The 23,380-nt window shown below is 72.1% G+C and carries 22 protein-coding genes and 1 pseudogene; 10 read left to right on the forward strand and 13 right to left on the reverse strand.

All coding sequences use genetic code 11. The annotated features are described in order from the left end of the window. The first annotated feature begins 3 nt into the window (after positions 1-3). Complete coding sequence (locus tag ACIGXE_RS31790; RefSeq protein WP_399752811.1) at positions 4-138, forward strand: hypothetical protein; 135 nt, start codon at positions 4-6, stop codon at positions 136-138. Here ACIGXE_RS31790 and ACIGXE_RS31795 read toward each other — a convergent pair. The 3 genes from ACIGXE_RS31795 to ACIGXE_RS31805 form a co-directional block, all read right to left on the reverse strand. Next, positions 135-821, reverse strand: a complete 687-nt coding sequence (locus tag ACIGXE_RS31795; protein WP_399752813.1) for a UbiX family flavin prenyltransferase — start codon at positions 819-821, stop codon at positions 135-137. The genes ACIGXE_RS31790 and ACIGXE_RS31795 overlap by 4 nt on opposite strands. A gap of 87 nt (positions 822-908) precedes the next feature. Beyond that, positions 909-1,811 carry a menaquinone biosynthesis prenyltransferase MqnP gene (gene mqnP, locus ACIGXE_RS31800; protein WP_399752814.1) on the reverse strand — a complete coding sequence of 301 codons (903 nt, stop codon included), beginning with the start codon at positions 1,809-1,811 and terminating at the stop codon, positions 909-911. Then, positions 1,808-3,265 (reverse strand): menaquinone biosynthesis decarboxylase, encoded by a 1,458-nt coding sequence (locus ACIGXE_RS31805; protein WP_399752816.1) that lies wholly within the window; start codon positions 3,263-3,265, stop codon positions 1,808-1,810. The genes mqnP and ACIGXE_RS31805 overlap by 4 nt, the downstream gene beginning before the upstream one ends. 90 nt (positions 3,266-3,355) lie before the next feature. On the opposite strand from ACIGXE_RS31805, the gene ACIGXE_RS31810 reads away from it, so the two are divergent. Together ACIGXE_RS31810 and ACIGXE_RS31815 are read left to right on the forward strand one after the other, a co-directional pair. Then, positions 3,356-3,748, forward strand: a complete 393-nt coding sequence (locus tag ACIGXE_RS31810; protein WP_399752818.1) for a PLD nuclease N-terminal domain-containing protein — start codon at positions 3,356-3,358, stop codon at positions 3,746-3,748. Next, positions 3,748-4,623: pseudogene (locus ACIGXE_RS31815) on the forward strand (LysR family transcriptional regulator); the annotation flags it as partial. The gene ACIGXE_RS31810 and the pseudogene ACIGXE_RS31815, both read left to right, overlap by 1 nt. Here the strand turns inward: ACIGXE_RS31815 and ACIGXE_RS31820 are convergent. Both ACIGXE_RS31820 and ACIGXE_RS31825 read right to left on the reverse strand, forming a co-directional pair. Beyond that, a complete protein-coding gene (locus ACIGXE_RS31820) occupies positions 4,535-5,515 on the reverse strand; it encodes a DMT family transporter (protein ID WP_399752820.1) in 981 nt (326 codons plus the stop codon). The pseudogene ACIGXE_RS31815 and the gene ACIGXE_RS31820 overlap by 89 nt on opposite strands. Before the next feature lie 133 nt (positions 5,516-5,648). After that, positions 5,649-6,167, reverse strand: a complete 519-nt coding sequence (locus tag ACIGXE_RS31825) for a MarR family winged helix-turn-helix transcriptional regulator (protein ID WP_399752822.1) — start codon at positions 6,165-6,167, stop codon at positions 5,649-5,651. Between the two features lie 128 nt (positions 6,168-6,295). Between ACIGXE_RS31825 and ACIGXE_RS31830 the strand changes: the two genes are divergently transcribed. The 6 genes from ACIGXE_RS31830 to ACIGXE_RS31855 all read left to right on the forward strand — a co-directional run bounded on the left by ACIGXE_RS31830 (position 6,296) and on the right by ACIGXE_RS31855 (position 13,709). After that, positions 6,296-7,141 carry an NAD(P)H-binding protein gene (locus ACIGXE_RS31830; protein ID WP_399752823.1) on the forward strand — a complete coding sequence of 282 codons (846 nt, stop codon included), beginning with the start codon at positions 6,296-6,298 and terminating at the stop codon, positions 7,139-7,141. A gap of 51 nt (positions 7,142-7,192) precedes the next feature. Then, positions 7,193-8,602, forward strand: coding sequence for an MFS transporter (locus ACIGXE_RS31835; RefSeq protein WP_399752825.1), 1,410 nt, complete (start codon positions 7,193-7,195; stop codon positions 8,600-8,602). 30 nt (positions 8,603-8,632) lie between these two features. After that, positions 8,633-9,085: a nucleoside deaminase gene (locus ACIGXE_RS31840; protein WP_399752826.1), complete on the forward strand. Its 453-nt coding sequence runs from the start codon at positions 8,633-8,635 to the stop codon at positions 9,083-9,085. Further along, positions 9,078-9,986 carry an isopenicillin N synthase family dioxygenase gene (locus tag ACIGXE_RS31845; RefSeq protein ID WP_399752827.1) on the forward strand — a complete coding sequence of 303 codons (909 nt, stop codon included), beginning with the start codon at positions 9,078-9,080 and terminating at the stop codon, positions 9,984-9,986. Before ACIGXE_RS31840 ends, ACIGXE_RS31845 begins: the two co-directional genes overlap by 8 nt. 110 nt (positions 9,987-10,096) lie before the next feature. Further along, the gene (locus tag ACIGXE_RS31850) at positions 10,097-12,163 is read left to right on the forward strand and encodes a hypothetical protein (protein WP_399752829.1); all 2,067 of its coding nucleotides are present in this window, start codon (positions 10,097-10,099) and stop codon (positions 12,161-12,163) included. Positions 12,164-12,167: 4 nt separating this feature from the next. Then, positions 12,168-13,709 carry an ABC transporter substrate-binding protein gene (locus ACIGXE_RS31855; RefSeq protein ID WP_399752831.1) on the forward strand — a complete coding sequence of 514 codons (1,542 nt, stop codon included), beginning with the start codon at positions 12,168-12,170 and terminating at the stop codon, positions 13,707-13,709. Positions 13,710-13,775: 66 nt separating this feature from the next. Here ACIGXE_RS31855 and ACIGXE_RS31860 read toward each other — a convergent pair whose 3' ends face one another. The 8 genes from ACIGXE_RS31860 to hemL form a co-directional block, all read right to left on the reverse strand. After that, positions 13,776-14,306 (reverse strand): SRPBCC domain-containing protein, encoded by a 531-nt coding sequence (locus ACIGXE_RS31860; RefSeq protein WP_399752832.1) that lies wholly within the window; start codon positions 14,304-14,306, stop codon positions 13,776-13,778. A 45-nt stretch (positions 14,307-14,351) separates the two neighbouring features. Further along, positions 14,352-15,428: a c-type cytochrome biogenesis protein CcsB gene (ccsB, locus tag ACIGXE_RS31865; RefSeq protein ID WP_399752834.1), complete on the reverse strand. Its 1,077-nt coding sequence runs from the start codon at positions 15,426-15,428 to the stop codon at positions 14,352-14,354. Further along, entirely contained in the window at positions 15,425-17,095 is a 1,671-nt protein-coding gene (locus tag ACIGXE_RS31870; protein WP_399752836.1) for a cytochrome c biogenesis protein ResB, read from the reverse strand. The genes ccsB and ACIGXE_RS31870 overlap by 4 nt, the downstream gene beginning before the upstream one ends. Before the next feature lie 10 nt (positions 17,096-17,105). After that, positions 17,106-17,843 (reverse strand): cytochrome c biogenesis CcdA family protein, encoded by a 738-nt coding sequence (locus ACIGXE_RS31875; protein WP_399752838.1) that lies wholly within the window; start codon positions 17,841-17,843, stop codon positions 17,106-17,108. Between the two features lies 1 nt (position 17,844). Then, positions 17,845-18,447, reverse strand: a complete 603-nt coding sequence (locus tag ACIGXE_RS31880) for a TlpA family protein disulfide reductase (protein WP_399752839.1) — start codon at positions 18,445-18,447, stop codon at positions 17,845-17,847. A 78-nt stretch (positions 18,448-18,525) separates the two neighbouring features. After that, positions 18,526-19,797: a hypothetical protein gene (locus ACIGXE_RS31885; RefSeq protein WP_399752840.1), complete on the reverse strand. Its 1,272-nt coding sequence runs from the start codon at positions 19,795-19,797 to the stop codon at positions 18,526-18,528. A gap of 162 nt (positions 19,798-19,959) precedes the next feature. Next, positions 19,960-20,646: a histidine phosphatase family protein gene (locus ACIGXE_RS31890; RefSeq protein ID WP_399752842.1), complete on the reverse strand. Its 687-nt coding sequence runs from the start codon at positions 20,644-20,646 to the stop codon at positions 19,960-19,962. Then, a complete protein-coding gene (gene hemL, locus ACIGXE_RS31895) occupies positions 20,643-21,950 on the reverse strand; it encodes a glutamate-1-semialdehyde 2,1-aminomutase (protein ID WP_399752843.1) in 1,308 nt (435 codons plus the stop codon). Before hemL ends, ACIGXE_RS31890 begins: the two co-directional genes overlap by 4 nt. 885 nt (positions 21,951-22,835) lie before the next feature. On the opposite strand from hemL, the gene ACIGXE_RS31900 reads away from it, so the two are divergent. Beyond that, a complete protein-coding gene (locus ACIGXE_RS31900) occupies positions 22,836-23,339 on the forward strand; it encodes a hypothetical protein (protein ID WP_365348707.1) in 504 nt (167 codons plus the stop codon). The last annotated feature ends 41 nt before the right edge of the window (positions 23,340-23,380 follow it).

A 23,380-nucleotide genomic window follows, 5' to 3' on the forward strand; every position in this document is an offset into this window, starting at 1 on the left:
GGAGTGGTGTTCACCGTGTACACGATCGAGATGGCCTACGCCCGTATGCGCGAGCTGCAGGACCTGGCCAACCGCTCGCGTGCCCACCAGCCGACCGCCTCGAAGCGCGCCGCGAAGAAGCGCGCCGAGAAGCGCTAACCAGCCGGGAGCGCTCCACCGAGCTCTCCCTTCCAACGGCGGTACAGCTCGTGCGGCACGCCTGCCGCGTCGAGCACCCGCCCGGCGACGAAGTCCACGAGATCCTGGATGTGCGTCGCCCCCGCGTAGAACGCCGGAGAGGCGGGCAGCACCACGGCGCCCGCCTCGTCCAGCGTCACCATGTGCTTCAGCGTCTGCCCGTTCAGCGGGGTCTCCCGTACCGCGACGACCAGCGGACGCCGTTCCTTCAGTGTCACGCTCGCGACCCGCTGCAGCAGGTCCTTCGAGAGCCCGAGCGCGACCCCGGCCACGGCGGCCGTCGACGCCGGCACGATCAGCATCCCCTTGACGGCGTACGACCCGGAGGACGGCCCGGCGGCCAGATCCCCGGCCGGCCAGTACCGCACGTCGTCGAGCGCCGCCGCGTCCACCGCGAAGGTGTCCGGCTTCCCGTCGGCCCCGCGCGCCAGCCATGCCGCCAGGTCCTCGCGCCAGTGCGCGTCCCGGAAGGCGATCCCCGTCTCGTCGAGCAGCGTCAGCCGCGAGGCCCGCGACACGACGAGATCGACACTCTCCCCCGCCGCGAGCAGCCCCCGCAGCACGGCGGCGGCGTAGGGCGTCCCGGACGCCCCTGACACCCCGACCACCCAGGGACGACGCTGCTGCTTGTTCTCCGGCTCCACGCCGACGAGCCTATCCGGCCACCCTCGGACGGGAGCGGGGAGCCGTGGCCTGTCCCCGCTGTCGCGGGGAGCATCGCCTCGAACGAGCTACGGCTTCAGCCCTCGCGCGAGGAGATCGGCGAGCGTGAAGAGGAAGAGCGTGATCCCGATCACGCCGTTGACCGTGAAGAACGCCCTGTTCAGGCGGGACAGGTCGTGCGGCCGCACGATCGAGTGCTCGTAGCAGAAGGCGACCGCCACGATCACCAGGCCGGCCCAGAAGAAGACGCCCGCGTCCGTCGCGAGCGCGTACCAGACCAGCAGTCCCGTGGTGACGACCGCCGACCCCCGGGCCCCCCACAGCGCCGCCGGGACGCCGAAGCGGGCCGGGACCGACATGACGCCGTGCGCGCGGTCCGCCTGGACGTCCTGGCAGGCGAAGATCAGGTCGAAGCCGCCGATCCAGATGCCGACCGCGAGGCCCAGGATCACCGCGTCCCAGGACCACTCGCCGGTCACCGCGAGCCAGGCTCCGACGGGGCCGATGGACTGGGCGAGGCCGAGGATCGCGTGCGGGAAGTTCGTGAACCGCTTGCCGTACGGATAGACCACCATCGGGATGACGGCGAGCGGCGCGAGCGCCAGGCAGAGCGGGTTGAGCAGGGCCGCCGCGCCGAGGAAGACGACGACGGCGACGCCGGCCCCGGTCCACGCCGAGCGCACCGACACCGCGCCGGTCACCAGCTCCCGGTTGGCGGTGCGCGGGTTACGGGCGTCGATCTCGCGGTCGATGATCCGGTTGCAGGCCATGGCGAAGGTCCGCAGGCCCACCATGCAGACGGTGACCAGGAACAGGGTCCACCAGTGGATCCGCCGGTCCAGCTGGTACATCGCGGTGAGCGCGGCGATGTACGCGAAGGGAAGCGCGAAGACCGAGTGCTCGATCATCACCAGGCGCAGGAACGCCTTCGTGCGCCCCGGCCGGGCGCCGGGGACGGCCGCGGTCGTCACAGCCCGTACTCCTTCCAGCGGCGGTCCACCAGGGCCGCCGTCGCCGGGTCCGACTCGACCATGTCCGGCCAGCCGCCGTCCCGCGTGTAGCCCTCCTCGGGCAGCTTCTTCGTCGCGTCGATGCCCGCCTTGCCTCCCCAGAACTGCTGGTAGGAGGCGTGGTCCAGGTGGTCCACCGGGCCCTCGACGACCGTGAGGTCGCGGGCGTAGTCGGTGTTGCCGAGGGCCCGCCAGGACACCTCGTGGAGGTCGTGGACGTCGCAGTCCTTGTCGACCACGACGATCAGCTTGGTCAGCGACATCATGTGCGCGCCCCAGATGGCGTGCATGACCTTCTGCGCGTGCTTCGGGTACTTCTTGTCGATCGAGACGATCGCGCAGTTGTGGAAGCCGCCCGACTCCGGCAGGTGGTAGTCCACGATGTCCGGGACGATGATCTTGAGGAGCGGCAGGAAGAAGCGCTCCGTCGCGCGGCCCAGCGGGCCGTCCTCGGTCGGCGGGCGGCCGACCACGATGGACTGGAGCAGCGGACGCCGCCGCATCGTGATGCAGTCGATCTTCAGCGCGGGGAACGGTTCCTGCGGCGTGTAGAAGCCGGTGTGGTCGCCGAAGGGGCCCTCCGGCAGCATCTCGCCCGGCTCCAGCCAGCCCTCGATCACGACCTCCGCCTGGGCCGGGACCTGGAGCGGGACCGTCTTGCAGTCCACCATCTCGATCCGCTTGCCCTGCACGAAGCCGGCGAACAGGTACTCGTCGATGTCGCCCGGCAGCGGCGCCGTCGAGGCGTACGTGACGGCCGGCGGGCAGCCGAAGGCGATCGCGACCGGCAGCCGCTCGCCGCGCTCCGCGGCCACCGCGTAGTGGTTGCGGCTGTCCTTGTGGATCTGCCAGTGCATGCCGATGGTGCGCCTGTCGTGGCGCTGGAGGCGGTAGAGGCCGAGGTTGCGGACCCCGGTCTCCGGGTGCTTGGTGTGGGTCAGGCCCAGGTTGAAGAAGGAGCCGCCGTCCTTCGGCCAGGTGAAGAGCGCGGGCAGCCGGTCCAGGTCGACGTCGTCGCCGGTGAGCACGACCTCCTGGACCGGGGCGTCCCCGGACTTCACCTTCTTCGGCGGCACGTGGACCATCGAGCCCAGCTTGCCGAAGGCCTCCCGGACCCCGACGAAGCCCTGCGGCAGCTCCGGCTTGAGCAGCCCGCCGATCTTCTCGCTGATCTCCTCGTACGACTTCAGGCCCAGCGCCTTGAGCAGCCGCCGGTCCGTCCCGAAGACGTTCATCGCGAGCGGCATCGAGGAGCCCTTGACGTTCTCGAAGAGCAGCGCCGGGCCTCCCGCCTTGTTCACGCGGTCGACGATCTCCCCGACCTCCAGGTACGGGTCGACTTCGGCCTTGATGCGCTTGAGGTCGCCTTCGCGCTCGAGGGCCCTGAGCAGCGAGCGGAGATCGTCGTAAGCCATAGGGGCCAGTATCGGTCACCGGTTAGGCTGGGCCCGTCACCGGGGCCGCCGAAACGCGCTCCCGCCACCGCTTCCAGGGGGCTGTCCCACATGCTCAGGGCACTGATGTACATCCTGCCGCTGGCGCTGACGATCTACGCGTTCATCGACTGCCTCAACACCCCCGAGGACGAGGCCAAGCACCTGCCCAAGGTGGTCTGGGTCATCATCATCCTGCTCTTCTGGATCGTCGGCCCGATCGTCTGGTTCGCGGCCGGCAAGATGCGCCACGCCCCGGCCGGCGGCCGCACCCCGAGCGAGTGGCACCGCAACCACCGGCACGAGTGGGTCGCCCCCGACGACAACCCCGAGTTCCTGAAGTCGCTCCGCGAGGAGAACAGGAAGGACGAGGCGCTCCTGAAGGACTGGGAGGCCGACCTGCGCCGCCGCGAGGAGGAGCTGAAGCGCCGCGAGCAGGAGCGCGGCGAGGAGAAGGACGGCTGATGGAGCTGCGGCTCCTCGTCACGTTCGAGAAGGTCGCCACGGTCCTCTCCTTCACCCGGGCCGCCACCGAACTCGCCTACGCGCAGTCCAGCGTCACCGCGCAGGTCCGCGCCCTGGAGTCCTCGCTGGGCACCGAGCTCTTCGAGCGGCTCGGCTCCCGCATCCGGCTCACCGAGGCCGGCGAGCGGCTCCTGCCGTACGCCCGGCAGATCATCGAGCTGACCGAGGAGGCCAGGGCCGCGGTCACGGGAGGCGGCGAGCCGGCCGGCACGATCGCCGTCGGCACCATGGAGTCGCTGACCTCCTACCGGCTGCCGCCGCTCCTGGAGCTCTTCCACCACCGCTATCCGGCCGTCCGGCTCGCCCTGCGCCCCACCCTCGGCGACGCGACCCGGCAGGCCCTGCGGGAGGGGACGTACGACCTGGGCCTGCTGATGGAGCGGGAGACCGAGCACGAGGGCCTGGAGAGCGAGGTCCTGACCCGGGAGCCGCTGGTCCTGGTGGCCGGGCCGCGGCACCCGCTGGCCGGGCGGGCCGGCCTGACGGCCGCGGACCTGGCGGCCACCGGCCTGGTGGGGACGGAGCCGGGCTGCGCCTATCGCGACCTCTTCGAGGCGGAACTGGCGCCGTACGGGCCGGTCTTCACCGAGTACGGCACGATCGAGGCGAGCAAGCGCGGCGTGGCCGCCGGGCTCGGGATCGCGCTGCTGCCCCGGATCGCCGTCGCTGCGGAACTGGCGTCCGGGGCGCTGGTGGCGCTGGACTGGGAGCCGCCGTTCAGCCTCTTCACACAGATCGCGTGGCGGCGGGGGAAGCGGCTTCCGGCGCATGTGCGGCTGTTCGTGGAGCAGACGCGACGACTCGTCCGCGAGGAGCCCGCCGAGTTCCCCGGGTCACCTGACTCCCCTGGGTTCCCTGGCTCCCCGACAGGGTCACCCTGAGGCTGGCCAGCACGATCAGCGGGACGCCCAGGGCCTGGACGAGACCGATGTGGTGCCCGTACACGGCCCAGTCGGCGAGCATCGCGACGGCCGGGTAGGTGAAGGCGAGCACCGCGATCCGGGCGGTGGGCAGCTTGGCGTAGGCCGCGTACATCAGCACGTACATCACCCCGGTGTGGACGATCCCGAGCCCGGCCAGCCATGCCCAGCCGGACCCGAGCCGCCCGGCCGCCCCGAAGTCGGCGAAGGGCAGCAGGAGCGGGATGCCGACGGTGACCTGGACGAGCGCGACGAGGTGCGGCCGTACGCCGCTGATCCGCTTGGTGACGATCGTCGACAGCGCGTAGAGCACGGCGGCGCCGAGGGCGAGCCCGAGCCCCTTGAGCGAGGCGGTGTCCCCGGGCCGCACGCCGGACACGAGCACCAGCCCGCCGAAGGCCACCGCGAGCCACCCGAGCTTGGCGGCGCCGATCCGCTCCCGCAGCACGACCGCCCCGAGCAGCACCAGGAAGAACGGCTGCGTGTGGTAGACGACGGTGGCGAAGGAGATCGAGGTGGCCTCGTACGCCTCGAAGAGCAGCACCCAGTTGAGGACGATGAACACCCCGCCGAGGGCGGCGAGTCCCAGCTTGCGCGGGGTGAGCCCGTGTCCGGTGAAGAATCCGCGGGCCAGGCTGTAGGCCCCGAGCGCGACGGCCCCGAAGAGGCAGCGGAAGAACACCACGTCGAAGGGTGACGCCCCGGACTCCACGACGAAGATGCCGAGGGTGCCGGAGAGCACCATGGCGAGGGTGAGTTCGACGGTTCCCCTGGTCTCGTTTCTCATGCCCATGACGCTACGAACGGGGCCGGGTCCGGGTCCACGAGCCAGTGGGGCGTCCTGCCGATGACCCCATCGGCGGGGCCGATGGGGCCGGCGCCCGCCGTCCGGAGCGGGCCCGGGACGCCCCCGGACACTCCTAGGAGCCGGCGCCCTTGCCGGCGCCCTCGTCGGCGCCCTTGTCCTGGGCGCGCCGGGCGAGGCTGTCCTGGGACGCGACGTACTTGATCATGAGGCGGGCGAGCTCCAGGCGCTCGTGCTCGGTCCAGTCCGCGGTGATGTGGTCGTACGCCGCCCGCTGGTGGCGGCCGAAGCGGATCATCAGCTCCCGGCCCTCGGGGCTGAGGTGGAGGACGGTGCGGCGGCCGTCCTGCTGGGAGGCCGCCCGGACGAGGTAGCCGGCCGAGATGCAGTCGGAGACCATGCGGCTGGCCACCGAGGGGTCGACCCCCAGGTGCTTGGCGACCGCGCCGACCGTGACCTCGCCGGTGTCCTCCTGTTCGGCGTCCAGGACGATCCTGAGCACCAGCGTGCGGCTCAGGTCCTTCTCGGAGATCGGGTCCGCGACCTCCAGGAGCGAGGAGCGCCGCAGCTTCCCGAAGGCCGGGCCCACAGCGTCCAGCAGCTCGTCCGCCGTCTTCGGCTCACGCTTCGTCATGCCCTCAGCGTACCGAACATGAATGAGACCCTGAAGGCATGTGTTGACTCTCAAACATGTGCATGTAAGCATGCATATGTCGAACGGCAAACAACTTCCCAACCTCCCTTCTCGAACGGAACCCCTCCATGACCACGCTCGTCACCGGTGCCCGCGGCAAGGTCGGCCAGGGCGTCATCGCCCGCCTGCACGCCACCGGCCACACCGTCCGCGCCGCCAGCGCCGACCCCGCCGCCCTGACCGTCCCCGAGGGCGTCGAGACCGTCGAGCTCTCCCTCGGCCGTCCCGAGGGCCTCGACGCCGCACTCCGCGGTGTCCGCCAGGTCTTCCTCTATCCGGACCCCGCCGGCATCCACGAGCTGATCGCGGCCGCCCGGACCGCGGGCGTCGAGCACGTCGTCCTGCTCTCCTCGTCCTCCGTCCTCGGCCCCGACGCCGCCACCGACCCGCTGGCCCGCCACAGCCTCGAGGTCGAGCGCGCCCTCGCCGCGTCCGGCCTCACCTGCACCTTCCTGCGGCCCGACGCCTTCGCCACCAACTCCTTCGGCTGGACGCACTTCATCGGCGGCTCCCGGCCGGTCCCCCTCGCCTACCCCGACGCGCACATCGCGCCCCTCCACCCCGACGACCTCGCCGACATCGCCTTCGAGGCCCTGACCGGCGACTCCCTCACCGGCCGCGCGCTCACCCTCACCGGCCCCGAGTCGCTCACCTTCCGCGAGCAGCTCGCCGTGCTCTCCGACGCCGTCGGCCGCCCCGTCCGCGTCGAGCACATCTCCCGCGCCGAGGCCGAGCGGCAGATGGGCCGCTTCATGCCCCCGGCCATGGTCGGCTCGCTGCTCGACCTGTGGGCCGCCGCCTGCCACGGCCCCGCCACCGTCGCCGACACCACCGCGACCCTGCTCGGCCGCCCCGCCCGCACCTACCGGCAGTGGGCCCGCGAGAACGCCGCCGCCTTCGCCCCGCAGCACTGACCGGCCACGGCCCCGACCGACCGCCCACCCCCACCCGGAGGACCTCCGACCGTGCCCCCCGCCCACGCCCCCGCCGAGACCGCCGCCCCGCCCGATACCGACCGGCGCCGGTGGGCCGTCCTCGCCGTCGTCCTGTTCGCCGCGGTCCTCGACCTCCTCGACGCCACCATCACCAACATCGCCGCCCCGACCATCGCCGCCGACCTGCACGGCGGGGAGACCCTCGTGCAGTGGCTCGGCGCCTCCTACGCCCTGTCCATGGGCGTCCTGCTGGTGGTCGGCGGCCGGCTCGGCGACAAGTACGGCCGCCGGCGGCTGTTCCTCATCGGCCTCACCGGCTTCACCCTCGCGTCCGTCGCCTGCGGCCTGGCCTTCGACCCGGCCTCCGCCATCTGCTTCCGTCTGCTCCAGGGGGCCTTCGGCGCCCTGGTCGTCCCGCAGGGCTTCGGCATCCTCGGCGCGGTCTTCCCGCCACGGGAGATCGGCAAGGCGTTCGGCGTCTTCGCCCCCTGCCTCGGCCTGTCGGCGATCGGCGGCCCGGTCCTCGCCGGCGTCCTCGTCGACGCCTTCGGCTGGCGCTCCATGTTCCTCGTCAACATCGCGCTCGGCGGCCTCGCCCTCGTCCTGGCCGTGCGGATACTGCCCCGAGACACCGGCGACCGCGCGGTGACCCTCGACGGGCCCGGCGCCGCCCTGCTCGCCGCCACCACGCTCGGCGCGCTGCACGGACTGATCGACGGCGCGGCGCACGGCTGGACCCGCGGCCCGGTCCTCTCCCTCGCCGCGGGCGCCGCCTGCTTCGCCCTGTTCTGCCTGCGCCAGCGCCGCGCCGCCGCGCCCCTCGTCGAGCCCACCCTGCTGCGCAACCGCGGCTTCACCTCGGGACTGGTCCTCGGCCTCGTCTTCTACGCGGCGGTCGCCGGCCTCCTCTTCGTGCTGTCCCTCTACCTCCAGGACGGACTGCGCCGCACGCCGACCGGCGCCTCACTCGGGCTCGCCCCCGTCGCCGCCGGCATCGTCGTCGCCTCGATCGCCGCCCACCGCCTCACGGCCCGCCTCGGCCGCACCCTGATCCTCGTCGGCCTGCTGCTCACGCTCACCGGCACGCTGGCCCTGCTCGCCCTGGTGCTCGCCACCTCCCCGACGGCCTGGACCCTGCTCGCCCCGGTGTTCGTCACCGGCCTCGGCCTCGGCACCTGCTTCGGCACCGTCTACGAGGTCACCCTCGGCGACGTCTCCCCGGAGGAGTCCGGCAGCGCCTCCGGTTCCCTGTCCGCCGTCTCCCAGCTCGCCAACAGCATCGGCGCAGCCGCCGTCACCACCGTCTACTTCCGCGGCCCCGGCACCGCCGCCGACGCCGCCGGCCGCAGCCTCGCCCTGGTCGCCGCCGCCGTCCTCGTCTGCTGCGCCCTCGTCCGTCTCCTGCCCCGCGTGGCCCGGACGCACCACCACCAGGCGTGACACGGCCCCCCACCGGGGAAGAGTCCCGGCATGGATCAGGAACAGGCGCGCCACCGGCTCGCCACCGCCGTCGCCGAGGCGCGGGCCGGGCTCGCCGAGGGCGGGATCCCGATCGGCGCCGCGCTGTACGGGGCCGACGGGGCGCTCCTCGGGCGCGGGCACAACCGGCGGGTGCAGGACGGGGACCCGTCGGCGCACGCGGAGACCGACGCCTTCCGTGCGGCGGGGCGGCAGCGGTCGTACCGGGGGACGACGATGGTGACGACGCTGTCGCCGTGCTGGTACTGCTCCGGGCTCGTCCGGCAGTTCGGCATCTCCCGGCTCGTCGTCGGGGAGGCCCGCACCTTCCACGGCGGGCACGACTGGCTCGCGGAGCACGGCGTCGAGGTGCTGGTGCTGGACGATCCCGAATGCGCCGCGCTGATGGGGGAGTTCATCGAGAAGCACCCCGAGCTGTGGAACGAGGACATCGGCGATGACTGAGGCGAGCCTTCCGACGATCGACCTGCGCCGGGACCCGGCCGGGCAGCTGCCCGCCGTGGACCGCGCCCTGCGGACGGCCGGCTTCCTGCTCGTCGGCGGACATGGCGTCGACCCCGCGCTGCCCGCGGCGATCCGGGAGAGCGCCCGGACCTTCTTCCGGCTGCCCGAGGACGTGAAGCGGCGGTACGCGGTGAAGGTCGGCGGGCGCGGCTGGCTGGGGCCCGGCGCGGAGGCCAACGGGTACGCGGAGGGCACCGCGACCCCGCCGGACCTGAAGGAGTCGCTGTCCTTCGCGGCCGAGGAGCCGACGGGGAACGCGGCCGTGGACGCCGAGTGGTTCCTGCCGAACACCTGGCCCGCCGAGGTGCCGGAGCTGCGGCCGCTCGTCGAGGAGTACCTGGGGCTGATGCGGGAGCTGTCGGACCACGTCCTCGACCTGCTCGGACTCGCGCTCGGCGAGCCGGCGGACTTCTTCACCCGCCACACCGGGCACCCCACCTTCGGCTTCAACATCAACTGGTATCCGGGGCGGGAGCGGACCGGCGAGCCGGAGCCGGGGCAGTTCCGGATCGGCCCGCACACGGACTTCGGCACCGTCACCCTCCTCGACCGGCAGGCCGGCCGGGGCGGACTGCAGCTGTACACGGACTCCGGCGGCTGGCAGGACGCCCCGCACGACCCGGAGGCCTTCACCGTGAACATCGGCGACCTGATGGCCGGCTGGACCGGCGGGCGCTGGCGCTCGGGACGCCACCGGGTGCTGCCGCCGCCGGCGGACGCGCCCGCCGAGGAGCTGATGTCGCTCGTGTACTTCTACGAGTGCGATCCCGGCACCACGATCAACGGCATCGAGTCCCACGCGTACCTGCGCGCACAGCTCGACGCGATCACCGCCGGGTGACGAGTCGGCAGCCACCCTCCGAAAAACCTGGCCCAAGCCCAACCGCCCGTCGATAATTCGGACTTGAAGATGTGACGGGGCACGTCTGGTGGGGATCCAGGGGGTGGCGGGTGGACAGAGTCCTTTACGGCCGCGAGGCGGTGTTCCATCGCACGGGGCTCGCCGCGCGCCTGATCGGGCTCGACGGCGAGTCGCTCGGCCGCGTCCCGTACGAACACGGCGAGGACCCGCCCGTGGTCGTCTTCACCGGCGGGCGCGGCATGGGCAAGACGGCGCTGCTCAAGCAGTTACGGAACGCCTACAAGGGGGCCACTCCGCTCGCGTACCTCGACTGCGCGCACATCGAGCCGCCCGCCGACCACGGGCCCGGCTGGACCGAGCTCACCGGGGCGCTCGCCGAGCTCGCCGTACAGCTGTCGCCGCGGGTCACCGGCGCCCGGCCCGTACAGTTCCCGCGGCTCTCGCTGGGCCTGGTCGCGGTCGCCTCGCTCGGCTGGACCCAGGAGGACGAGGAGCGGGCCCAGCGCGACCTGCAGCGGCTCGGGCCGGTGCTCTCCACCGTCGACGCCACCAAGGGCGCCGCGACCAACTGGGTCACCAAGGTCCTCACCAAGCTCGCCGCCACGTTCGCCGAGACCGCCGCCCCGCTCGCCGGGCTCCTCGCCGAGGCGACGGTCGAGACGGTCCTGGAGGAGGTCTTCGGCCGGGTCCAGCAGAAGTCCGAGAGCTGGTACGGCAGTTACCGCAACGCGGGCGGACGCGGCAAGGCCGGTCTGCAGCAGCTCGCCATCGACTTCGCGCAGGGCGGCCGGCGCCGCCAGGAGGCCGAGGACTTCCTGGTCGGCGCGCTCGTCGAGGACCTCGGCCAGGCGTACAAGGGCCTCACCCGGCTCGGCACCCGGCGCGGCCGGCCCGTCCTCCTGCTCGACGACGCGCACGGCGACCTGGGCCGCCGGCTGGTCGAACCGATTCTGCGCGCCCGCCACGACGGGCGCCGCGACCGGATCGTCGTGCTCGCGACCTCCCGGGTCCGCGAACACGAGGGGATGCGCCACGCCCACCGGCTGCGGCTGCCCGAGACCGCCCACCGGGCGCCGGCCCCGCGCGGCGGCGACGTCACCTCCGGGATCCTCGCCGTCGAACTCACCCCGCTCTCCCCCGCCCAGACCCAGGCCGCCTTCGACCGGCTCGACCCCTCCGGGCTCACCCCCGCCGACCTGGCCCGCGGCGTGCACCGGCTCACCGGCGGCCGCCCGCTCGGCGTGATGCTGCTCGGCCAGGCCGCCGCCGAGGCCCCGCGCGCCGAACGGGCCCGTCTCACCCCCGGCGCCCTGCTCGACCTGACCGTGGAGCTGCGCGAGGACGCCCGTCCGGTGCCGGTCACCCCCGCGCTGCTCGGCGCGCTCCTGCCGCAGCCGCGCCTGGAACCCTTCACCGTGCTCGCCGCCGCCCACGACGAGGAGTCGGCCCGGCTGCTCGCCCGCACCCGGCTGCACACCGAGTCCCGCGACGGCGACATGGCCCTGCTGGTCCGCGACCGGCTGCGCGCCGAGGACTGGCCCGAGGGCCCCGAACACTTCGTCGCCGACCCGCTGCTGCGCGCCCTGCTGCTGCACCGGCTGCGCTTCGAGGACGCCGACCATCCGCGCCACGCCGCCTGGCGCGCCGTCCACGAGACCCTGCACCGGCACTACCGGCGCGACGCGGAGCTCCCGTACCGGCTGCACCACGAACTCGCCCTGGGCCGCGCCGAAGGGGCCGTGGCCCATCTGCGGAGCACGTTCCCCGAGCCGGACGTGGTGGGCTGGCTGGGCCGGCTCCGGTTCGTCGCCTCCGCCCCGTACCCGCGCGACCCGCACGCCGCCGGGCCCGACCCGCGCCGGGCCGCCGCGCTCGGCCGCGACGTGCCGGACCGGCTGCCGGACGGGCTCGACGCCGAGGCGACCGCGCTCCACCTCTCCGTACGGCGTCTGCTGCACGCCGTATGGCTGCTGACCGATCCGCTCGCCCTGCCCGACGGCGAGGTCACCGAGAAGCTGGCGCACGAGCTGCGGCAGCTGTCCGGGCGCCATCTGACGGGCAACAGCCCCCTGTGGGACGCGGCCACCCACTGGCCGAGGGACATCCACGCCTGGCGCCGGCTCTCGCTGCCGCCGGGCCGCGAGGACGGAGTCTGAGCCGATGCCCAACCGGCTGCGCAACCGCTACCTCTACACCCCACGACAGAAGTTCTTCGCCGCCCTGCTGGCCCTGATCGTCGTCGGGCTGCCGCTCGGCTGGCTCGTCAAGCGGGCGACCACCCCGGAGGACCGTTCCTGCGCGCCGGGCGTCGCCCGCCCGCAGGGCTCCGACGAATGCGTCGGGGTCAACGGCCAGGACGGCTACGCCTTCGGCGTGCCCGAACTCGCCGAGGTCGCCGCGCTCATCGGCCGGGAGAACGCCACCCTGAAGCCCGACCAGTACGCCACCGTCGCCGTCCTGCTGCCGCTGACCTCCCCCGACCCCGGGATGCGTGTCAAGGTCCTGCACGAGGTGCAGGGAGCCTACGCCCGCCAGTACCGGGCCAACCACGAGTCCAACAGCGAGACCCCGAAGATCCGGCTGGTGCTCGCCAACACCGGCCGCAACAACGCCCACTGGCAGACCACCGTCGACCGGCTGAAGACCATGACCGCCGCCCCCGACCGGCTGCGCGCGGTCACCGGCGTCGCCACCTCCTCCGCCGAGATACGGCAGGCGGTGGCCGCGCTCACCGGCGCGGGCATCGCCGTGGTCGGCACCACCATCACCGCCGACGACATCGCCAACGGCCCGGGGCCGGGCCACAACCGCTTCCCCGGCCTCGCCCGCGTCTCCCCCACCAACGGCGACGAGGCCAAGGCCCTCGCCCACTTCGGCAGGGTGAACGCGGCCAAGGCCCTGCTCGTCCAGGACACCCGCACCGGCGACCACTACACCGACACCCTCAAGTCGGCCTTCGCCGCCTCCCTCAAGGGCGCCCCCTACGAGCCGCAGCTCTTCACCTCGCCCGCCGACCCCACGGACGAGGGCACCACCGCCAACACGTTCCGGCAGATCACCCACCTCATCTGCGACACCCGCGCCGAGACGGTGTTCTTCGCCGGCCGCCACACCCAGCTGCGCCAGTTCATCAACGCGCTGGGCGCCCGCGGCTGCGCCGAGCGCCCCTTCACCATCCTCACCGGCGACGAGGGCTCCTACCTGGGCGCCGACGCCAAGCTCGACCGCCAGGCCCTCCGGTCGCGGCTGACGGTCCGCTACGCCTCACTCGCCCACCCCGACGCCTGGCTCCCGGCGCCCGGCCGGCCGGTCCCGGCGACCGGCGGTTCGACGGTCGCGTACGAGACCTTCCTGACGGACATCGCCCGCGCCGCGAAGAAGCCGGTCGCGCTCGCCGACGGGCAGGCGATCGTGGCGTACGACGCGATGGCGACCGCCGTCCACGCGATCCGCCAGGCCACCCCGGACGGCGCCGCCTACCCGGAGCTCGCCGACGTGCCCACCCAGTGGCCGCAGGTCAAGGGCTCGCTGCGGGTGCAGGGCGCGAGCGGCTGGATCTGCCTGGACAACTTCGGCAACCCGTACAACAAGGCCGTCCCCATCGTCGAACTCGCCCAGGACGGCTCCCAGCGCTTCGTCGCCGTCGCGTGGCCGGAGGGCGGGCCGCCGGCGGCGAGCTGCCTCCCGCCCCGGAAGGGATGAGCCGTCGGGCCCCCTTCGCCCCAGGAGGGGAGGCCCGGCCTCACGACGGCGCGGCACGCCCCGCGCCTACGGCTCCCACTTGGGCCAGGGCGCGTCGTCCCGCTCGTACAGCTCCCGCAGCGCGCGCCAGCGGTCGGGCGTCCAGTCGCGCCAGTCCGTCGGACGCCCGTCCAGCGCGTCCCGCAACCGCTCCAGGTGCTCGTGCCAGCCCGCCAGCATGTCCAGCTTGGCCTCGCGCGTGCCGCTGAACTCCGCCGTGAAACGCAGCACGGTCGACTCGTCGTGGTCCGGGCCCGGTTCCAGGTGGAAGCGGATCCGGCCGTGCGGCGGGTCGACCGTGTACTCGGCGACGTATTCGGGGTCCCAGGCGGTCACCCGGCCGGAGACCACCGTGTCGCTGTTCAGCCAGCGCAGGGTGACCTTCCCTCCCAGGCGCGGCTCCAGCGGGTCCGCGGCGCAGAGCCAGGCCGGCAGCCCCTCGGGACTGGCGACGGCGGCCCACACCGAGATCAGCGGGTGCGGGAGCTCGACGACGTACCGCAGCAGGTGCGCGTCGCCGGCGTGGGTCTCGCTCCTGCCCCGGGGTATCTCGCTCATACCTCCAGCGTGGCCCCGGGGCTCCCGGCCCGCGAGCTCAGCCGGTCAGACGCCCGCGTAGGAGTGCTTGCTGCTGACGAAGATGTTGACGCCGTAGTAGTTGAAGAGGAAGCAGCCGAAGGCGATGAGCGCGATGTACGCGGCCTTGCGGCCCTTCCAGCCGGCGGTGGCGCGGGCGTGCAGGTAGGCGGCGTAGCCGACCCACGTGATGAAGGACCAGACCTCCTTGGCGTCCCAGCCCCAGTAGCGGCCCCAGGCGTCGCCGGCCCAGATGGCGCCCGCGATGATCGTGAAGGTCCACAGCGGGAAGATCGCCGCGTTGACCCGGTAGGAGAACTTGTCGAGGGTGGCCGCGGCGGGCAGCCGCTCCAGGACGGAGCGGGCGAAGGAGCCGGGGTTGCCGCCGGTCGCCAGCTTGTTCTCGTACGAGTCGCGGAACAGGTAGAGCAGCGTGCCGACGGCGCCGAGGTAGAAGACGGCGCCGCAGAAGATCGCCGTGGACACGTGGATCCACAGCCAGTACGAGTCGAGCGCCGGCACCAGCTGGTCGCTGGGCGTCTTCAGCCAGGTGACGGCCATGCCGAGGTCCAGCAGGACGGTGGTGACCAGCGGCAGGCCGATCCAGCGGACGTTCTTCTTCGCGACGAGGAAGCCGAGGTACGCGCCGACCGCCACCGTGGAGAAGGTGGTGGAGAACTCGTACATGTTGCCCCAGGGCGCCCGCTGCACGGAGAGCGCGCGGCTGATCACGCCGGCCGCCTCGATGAGGAAGGCGAGCGAGGTCAGCGACACGGCGATCCGGCCGTACAGGTCGCCCTTGACGGTGCCGCCGGCCGCGCCGGGGCCGTCCGGAACGTCCCGGGCGCCGGCCGCGGAGCGGGTGACGACCTTCGGCCGGTCGAGCACGGCGGTGCCGCCGGCGGCCGTCCTGACCTGTACGGCCGGGGCCGGGGTGGTCCGCTCGGTCAGGGCGGCGGCGGTGCGGCCGACCTTGCTGCGACTGCCGAACACCCACTCGGCGATGTGGGCGAAAAAGGCCAGGGTGTAGACGGCCATCGACGAGTAGACGAGCAGGTCGCTCAGCTGCGCCAGGCTCTCGTTGGTCTCGGCGGCGAGGATCACTTGTCAGCCTCTCCAGCTTCGGCAGGTTCTTCTGCGGGTTCCGGCGCGGTCGGCGCCTGGGCGTTGAGCGTGACCGCGAGTTCGGCCAGCTCCTCGGGCAGCTTGGCGGACTCGCTCCGGCCAAGGCCTGCCATCTCGACGACGGTGACGCCGTCCGCTCCCCGTACGGCCCGGGCCCAGACCCGGCGGCGCTGGATGAACAGCGAGCCGGCGAGTCCGGAGATGGCGGCGATCGCACCGGCGAGGGCGAGGCCGTTGCCGGGCTGCTGGGAGACCTGGAAGCTCGCCCACTCCTTGATCTCCTTCTCGAAGGTGATCGAGCCGGCGCCGTCCGGCAGCGTCATGGTCTCGCCCGGCAGCAGGCGGTTGGCCTTGCCGGTGCCGCCCGTGACGGCGAACTGCTTCATCTTGGAGGTGTCGAGCTGGTACACGTTCTGCGGCAGACCGGAGTTCACGCGCAGGTCGCCGTGGAAGCCGGTGAGCGCCATGACCGGGAAGTCGAGCGCGGGGAACTGGGAGAACATCGTTCCCTTGCCGGCGCCCGCGAAGGTCGGCACGAAGAAGGCCTGGAAGCCCAGCTGCTCCTTCTTGCCGTTCCTGTCGCGGTAGCCGTCCATCACCTTGATCGCGCCGGTCGAGGTGATGTTGTTGTCGATCGGCAGCAGGGGCACCGCCTGGCGCGAGACCACCTTGCCGCGGCCGTCGCGGACGGTGACCACGGGCGCGTAGCCGTGGGCGATCAGATAGACCTTGGAGCCGCCGACCTTCAGCGGCTCGTTGACCCGGATGACCGCCTTCCGGTCGGGGCCGCCGGCCTCGTAGTAGGTGACGGCGGCCTCGAAGGTGCGCGGGGTGCCGCGCTGCGGGCCGCTCTGCTCGTAGGTGCCGGTGAAGCTGTCGAGCTTGAAGCCGAACGCGGGCAGGTCCTCGACGCCGAACAGCGAGCCCGACTTGAAGTCGTCGTACTGGGTGAGCGTGTTGGAGAAGCCGCCGCCCTCGACGACGAGCTTGCCGCCCTCCGACTTCATCAGCTGGCCCCAGGCGAAGGCGACCAGCATGACGATGAGCGCGACGTGGAAGAGCAGATTGCCGGCCTCGCGCAGGTAGCCCTTCTCGGCGGCGACGGCGTCGCCGACGACGTGGGCGCGGAAGCGGCGCCCCTTGAGCAGGGCGAGGGCGGCCTCCCGGACCTGCTCCGGATCGGTCTCGGTGCGCCAGGTCGTGGAGGCCGGCAGCCGGTCCAGCCGCTTGGGGGCGCCCGGCGGGCGGCCGCGGAGCTGGCCGACGAACTGCCAGCTGCGGGGCACGATGCAGCCGATGAGGGAGACGAACAGCAGGATGTAGATCGCGGAGAACCACACCGAGCTGTAGACGTCGAAGAGCTGGAGCTTCTCGTAGAGCGGCGTGAGGGTCTCGTGCGCCGCCTTGAACTGCTGCACCTTCAGCTCGTCCGCGCTGGTCTGCGGGATGAGGGAGCCGGGGATGGCGCCGAGGGAGAGCAGGAACAGCAGGATCAGCGCGACCCGCATGGAGGTCAGCTGCCGCCAGAACCAGCGGATCCAGCCGACGACCCCGAGGGCCGGGCCGCCGATGACGGGGTCGTCGGGGCTCTCTTCACGGGGCGCGGTGGACAGCCCCTGCTGTTCTGTCGTGTCGGACTTGCTCATCTCGGAACTCTCAGATCCCCACCGTGAAACCGTCGGACCAGCTTTGCATCGTGGAGACCATGCTGTCCCACACGCCTGTGAGGAGCAGGACACCGGTGACGATCATCATGCCGCCGCCGATCCGCATCACCCACGCGTAGTGCCGCTTGACCCAGCCGAACGCGCCGAGCGCCTTGCGGAAGGCGATCGCGGTGAGGACGAAGGGCAGTCCGAGACCGAGGCAGTACGCGAGGGCGAGCACCGCCCCGCGGCCGGCGCTGGCCTGCTCGAAGGCGAGCGCGTTGACGGAGGCGAGGGTGGGGCCGATGCACGGGGTCCAGCCGATGCCGAAGAGCACGCCGAGCACGGGCGCGCCGATGAGGCCGGCGGCGGGCTTCTTGTGGAAGCGGAACTCGCGCTGGGTGAACCAGGGCATGAGGCCCATGAAGAAGACGCCCAGGGCGATCATGAAGACGCCGAGGACGATCCTGAGGGTGTCCTTGTGCTGCTGGAGCGTCCAGCCGAAGCTGCCGAAGAGGGCTCCACCGGAGACGTAGACGGCGGAGAAGCCGAGCACGAAGAGGACCGCGCCCGCGGTCATCCGGCCGCGGCGGGCCTCGGCGAGGTCGGTGCCGGTGACCCCGGTCACATAGCTCAGGTAGCCGGGGACGAGGGGCAGCACGCAGGGCGAGAAGAAGGAGACGAGTCCTCCGAGCACGGCGATGGGCAGGGCGAGGACGAGCGCCCCGCTGAAGACCGTCTCGTTCACGTCACTTCTCCGCGACCAGCGGGTCGATCACGGAACGCAGCTTGGTCTCGTCGAGCGCCATCAGCGAGCGCGCGGCGATCTTGCCGTCCCTGTCGAGCACGATGGTGGACGGAATGGCCTGCGGAGGCATCGAGCCCTTCGGGAATCCGGAGAGGATCAGCTTTCCCGTCGGGTCGAAGAGGCTCGGATACGGGATGCCGAACTCCTCCTCGAAGGAGCGTCCCTTGTCGGTCTCGTCGTCGCGCGTGTTGATGCCGACGAATTCCACGCCCTTGGCCTTCATGTCCTTGGCGACCTTCGCGAAATGCGGCGCCTCGGCGCGGCACGGCGGGCACCAGGAGCCCCAGATGTTGAGGACGACGACCTTGCCCTTGAGGTCGGCGACGTCGAGCCGCTTGCCGTCCAGGGTCTGGCCGGCGATCTTGTTGACCGCCTTGCGCTCGCCCTTGGCGACGGTGGAGACACCGCCCGTGTTGGTCACGAAGTTGGTGTTGCCGCCGCCACCGGACTTGCCGTTGTCGGAGCTGCAGGCGGTCAGCGCGAGCGCGGCGGCCAGGGATCCGACCGCCAGCAGGGTGCGACGCGAGGCACGGCTAAGGCTCATGTGAAAAGTTTCGCATTGGGTGTTTGGGGGATCTTGGGCGCCCCCCTACGTGCCCGTAAAGCCCCTTGTCAAGATCCGTTAAGCGGTGGGCCGGAGGAACGCGTTCCAGCCGCCCGCCGGGGACTGCCCGACCTCCAGCGTCCGCAGCTTGGCGAGGATCTTCGGGTCCTGGACGTCCAGCCAGTCGCAGAACTGCCGGAAGGAGACGAGCCGGACGTCCTTCTTGCCGGCCATGCCCTTGAGGGCCTCCTCGACGGCGTCCATGTAGATGCCGCCGTTCCACTGCTCGAAGTGGTTGCCGATGTAGAAGGGGGCGCGGTTGGACTCGTAGGCCCGGTTGAAGCCGCCGAGGTAGGCCTCGGTGGCCTGCTTGCGCCAGCCGTCGTAGCGCGAGGGCATGCCCTTGGTCGAGTTCTTCGACTGGTTGGCGAGCATGTTGTAGTCCATGGACAGGACCTCGAAGGAGTGCCCGGGGAACGGCACGGCCTGCAGCGGCAGGTCCCACACGCCGCCGCGCTTGACCGGCCACGTCTGGCGGCCGCCGGGCGAGCTGGCGTCGTAGCGCCAGCCGAGCCGCTTGGCGGTGGGCAGCAGGTTGTCCTGGCCGAGCAGGCAGGGGGTGCGGCCGCCGACGAGCTCCTTGGTGTAGTCGAAGGGCAGCGGGTCGAGGTCGGTCCAGCCGCTGTGCGTCTTCCACTTCGTGACGAAACCGATGGCCTGGTCGATCTCGTTCTGCCAGTCGGCCGGGGTCCAGTTGGCGACGGAGCCGGAGCCGCCGCAGAAGTGCCCGTTGAAGTGGGTGCCGATCTCGTGGCCGTCGAGCCAGGCCTGGCGCACGTACTTCAGGGTCTGCTTGACGTGGTCGTCGGTCAGGTAGCCGATGTCGGAGGCGCCGACGCGGTTGTTCGGCGGACGGTAGAGGTCCTTCTTCGACTCGGGCAGGAGATAGATCCCGGAGAGGAAGAAGGTCATGGCGGCGTCGTGGTTCTTGGCGAGCTCCAGGAAGCGCGGGAAGAGGCCGTTGCCGACCTCGCCGGCGCCGTCCCAGGAGAAGATCACGAACTGCGGAGGGGTCTGGCCGGGTTCGAGCGGAACGGGGGCGTCGGGCTGGTGGGGCTGCTTTCCGGTGTCGGCGGTGGAACCGTCACCGATGAGACGGCCGTCGTCCTGGGTGGGCTTGGCGGTGGCGTCCGCACCACCGGCGTCACCCCCCTTGCCCGGACCGGAACCTCCCTTTTTGTCCTGCCCCTTGGTGCTGCAGCCGGCGAGACCGGCCACTCCCAGCGCCGCGGCCGCACCGACTCCCGCCCCGAGAAGCCTCCTCCTGCTGATCCGACTGATCTCGCGCATGACATCCCCATTCGCGCTGACGTATGACCTGCACGTCATCCAAACCGACAATGAGTGAGATGCCGGGAGGAACACGGAGGTTCCGGGAAATAGCACAAAAATTTCAGGGCGACCGGACCGTGTCCGATCGCCCTGATGATGGAGCGGGAGGTGCCCCGGTGGCTACGCCCCGAAGGCCTTCGCCTTCCCCTTGACCGGCTTGGCGCCCGCCCGCAGGTGCACCGGCACCAGATCGAGGGCCGGCTCGCTGTACCCGACCGACACGATCCTGTCGCCCCGGTACGTGAACGAGGTCAGCGAGGCCAGCGTGCACTGCCGGCGCCGCGGGTCGTGCCACAGCCGGCGCTTCTCCACGAAGCTGCGCAGGATCCAGATCGGCAGCTGGTGGCTCACGCAGACCGCCTCGTGGCCGCGCGCCGCGTCCTTCGCCGCGTCCAGCGCGCCCATCATGCGCACGACCTGCTCGACGTACGGCTCGCCCCAGGACGGCTTGAACGGGTTGGTGAGGTGCTTCCAGTTGCCCGGCTTGCGCAGCGCGCCGTCGCCCACGCCGAAGGTCTTGCCCTCGAAGACGTTCGCCGCTTCGATGAGCCGCTCGTCGGTGGCGATGTCCAGGCCGTGGGTCTTGGCGATCGGGGCCGCCGTCTCCTGCGCGCGCTCCAGCGGCGAGGAGACGACGTGGGTGACGTCCCGGCCCGCGAGGTGCTCGGCCACCCGGTCGGCCATCTGCCGCCCCAGGTCGGACAGGTGGTAGCCGCCCCGGCGCCCGTAGAGCACGCCGTCCGGGTTGTGCACCTCGCCGTGCCGCACCACGTGGACGACGGTGATGTCTCCCTCGGTCGCGCTCATGCCGTGGCCTCCGCGGCGGCGCGGGCGGCGGCCGGCAGGGCGGCGGCGATGCGCTCGACCGCCCGCTCGTCGTGGGCCGTGGACACGAACCAGGACTCGAAGGCCGACGGCGGCAGGTAGACGCCGTCCGCGAGCATCGAGTGGAAGAAGGCGTTGAAGCGGAAGGCCTCCTGCTTCTTCGCCTCGTCGTAGTTCCGCACCTCGTCGCCGGTGAAGAACACGGAGAACATGTTGGAGGCGGTCTGCAGCCGGTGCGCGACGCCCTCCTTGGTGAGCGCCTCGCCGACGAGCCCCTGGATCTCCGTCGAGACGGCGTCGACCTTCTCGTACGCGGCGGCGTCGAGCAGCCGGAGCTGCGCGAGCCCGGCGGCGGTGGCGATCGGGTTACCGGAGAGGGTGCCGGCCTGGTAGACGGGGCCGGCCGGGGCGAGGTGCCCCATGACGTCGGCCCGCCCGCCGAACGCGGCCGCCGGGAAACCGCCGCCCATGACCTTGCCGAAGGTCATCAGGTCGGGCTTCACGCCGTCGACCCCGTACCAGCCGGCCCGCGAGGTGCGGAAACCGGTCATGACCTCGTCGGAGATGTAGAGCGCTCCGTTCTTCGCGCACGCGTCCTTGAGCCCCTGGTTGAAGCCCGGCAGCGGCGGGACGACGCCCATGTTGCCCGGCGAGGCCTCGGTGATCACACAGGCGATCTCGCCCGGGTAGCGGTGGAAGGCCTCGTGCACGGCCTCCAGGTCGTTGTACGGCAGCACGATGGTGTCCCCGGCCTGCGCGCCGGTCACGCCGGGCGTGTCGGGCAGCCCGAACGTAGCCACCCCGGAGCCGGCGGCGGCGAGCAGCGCGTCCACGTGACCGTGGTAGCAGCCGGCGAACTTGACGACCTTGGCGCGCCCGGTGAACCCGCGGGCGAGCCGGATGGCGGACATGGTCGCCTCGGTGCCGCTGGAGACCAGCCGGACCTGCTCGACCGGCTCGATCCGCGCGACGATCTCCTCGGCGAGCGCGACCTCGCCCTCACCGGGCGTACCGAACGACGTCCCCCGTGCCACGGCCTCCTGCACGGCCGCGGTCACCTCCGGGTGCGCATGGCCGAGAATCATCGGCCCCCACGAGCAGACCAGGTCGACGTACTCGCGACCGTCCGCGTCGGTGAGGTACGGACCGCTACCGGACACCATGAACCGGGGCGTACCGCCCACGGCCCGGAAGGCTCGCACCGGAGAGTTCACGCCGCCGGGCGTCACAAGGGAGGCGCGGTCGAAAAGCGTCTGTGAGACTGGAGCTTCGTATGAATACGGCACTGTGATCCTGACCTGCGAGAACGACGTCGAGTACGAAGGGGCGGAGGGAGAGCGGACGGGGGGACGGTGTGGGCACCCTGTGAATTACGCCGGGGCGTCTGTCCTCCGCGTCTGCGAAACTGGGGCGTCATAGGGATGGCTCACGGAATCCATGGTGTCAGAGGCCACGGCGATCTTGCGGACAGGTGTTTCACCGCACGGTCGCGGGGGAGGTCATTGTCACGATGATCGGGTCGGGCGGCGGACACGCGCGGCCTGGAACAGCAGTCGGGTGGAGATATGCATCGCGGTGGCGGACCGGGCGAGGGGACTGACGACCTGGGTCCCGACCCTGTCCGGCGGGGGCGGCACCGGCGCCGGAGGACGGAAGAGCCGAGGGCGAACGACCCGCGCACGGGCGGGGAGAGCCTCCGGGGCGGCGACCCGGCCAGAGGCGTCGACGCACCGAGGGGGCTGGAGCCGCTGAGGGGCGGGGAGCCCGTACGGGGCACGGAGCCGCTGAGAGGCGGGGACGCGCCGAGGGCCGGAGAGACGCCGGGGCCGCGACCGGACGCGCGACCGGAGCCCCGGAGCGAGGCGAGGCCGGACGCCAGGCCCGACGCACGATCCGAGGCGCGGCCGGACACGAGGCCGGACGCGCGGCCCGACGCACGATCCGAGGCGAGGCCGGAGACGAGGCCCGACGCGAGGTACGACGCGCGGACCGCTGCCGGGCCCGGCAGCGGGGACCCGAGCCTCGACGACCCCGCACGCCCCGGCCCGCAGTCCCGGCCCGGAAACCAGCCCGCGGACGAGTCCCGTCTCGGCCGCGCTCGCGCCCGCCGGGCCCGGGCGGCGCGCGAGGCCGGTCCGGCGGAGGACTCGACACAGGGCGGGGGCAGCGGGCTGAATGGCCTGAACAGCCTGCGCAGGCTGAGTGGTCCGAGTGGCGGGAGTGGCGGGAGTGGCCGGTTGGGGGTGACGTACAAGTACTTCGGCGCGCCCGACGGCGCGACGGCGGCCCGCGTCCCGATCTCCATGCGCCCGGAGGAGCTGGGCGGCGACGAGCTCGGCATGGGCGGCATGTTCACCAAGATCAAGCCGGAGACCATAGCCGCGATGGTCCTGACCGGCATCCAGGGCATGCCCCTGCACAAGGTGCCGCCGCTGGAACTGGTCGTCCTGCACCCGGACTACGCCGTGGTGAAGCTCCCCATGACCGTCGTCGACCCGCTCCGCGGCATCGGCGAGGAGTCGGTCGGCGCCGCTGCCTTCATCTGGTCCACGGTCCCCGACCGCGGCGGCCCCCAGGACGCCTTCAACGTCTACCAGCTGCTGCACGAGTGGCAGGACTTCAGCCACCGCCTGCACGAGGCGGGACACCAGCCGTACTGCCTGGTGTGGCCGTAGTCGCAGCCGTAGGCGCGGCCGCGGCCCCTGCCATAATGCCG

The sequence above is a fragment of the Streptomyces sp. NPDC053431 genome, assembly GCF_044544925.1.
In the GTDB taxonomy this organism is placed as follows: Bacteria; Actinomycetota; Actinomycetes; order Streptomycetales; family Streptomycetaceae; genus Streptomyces.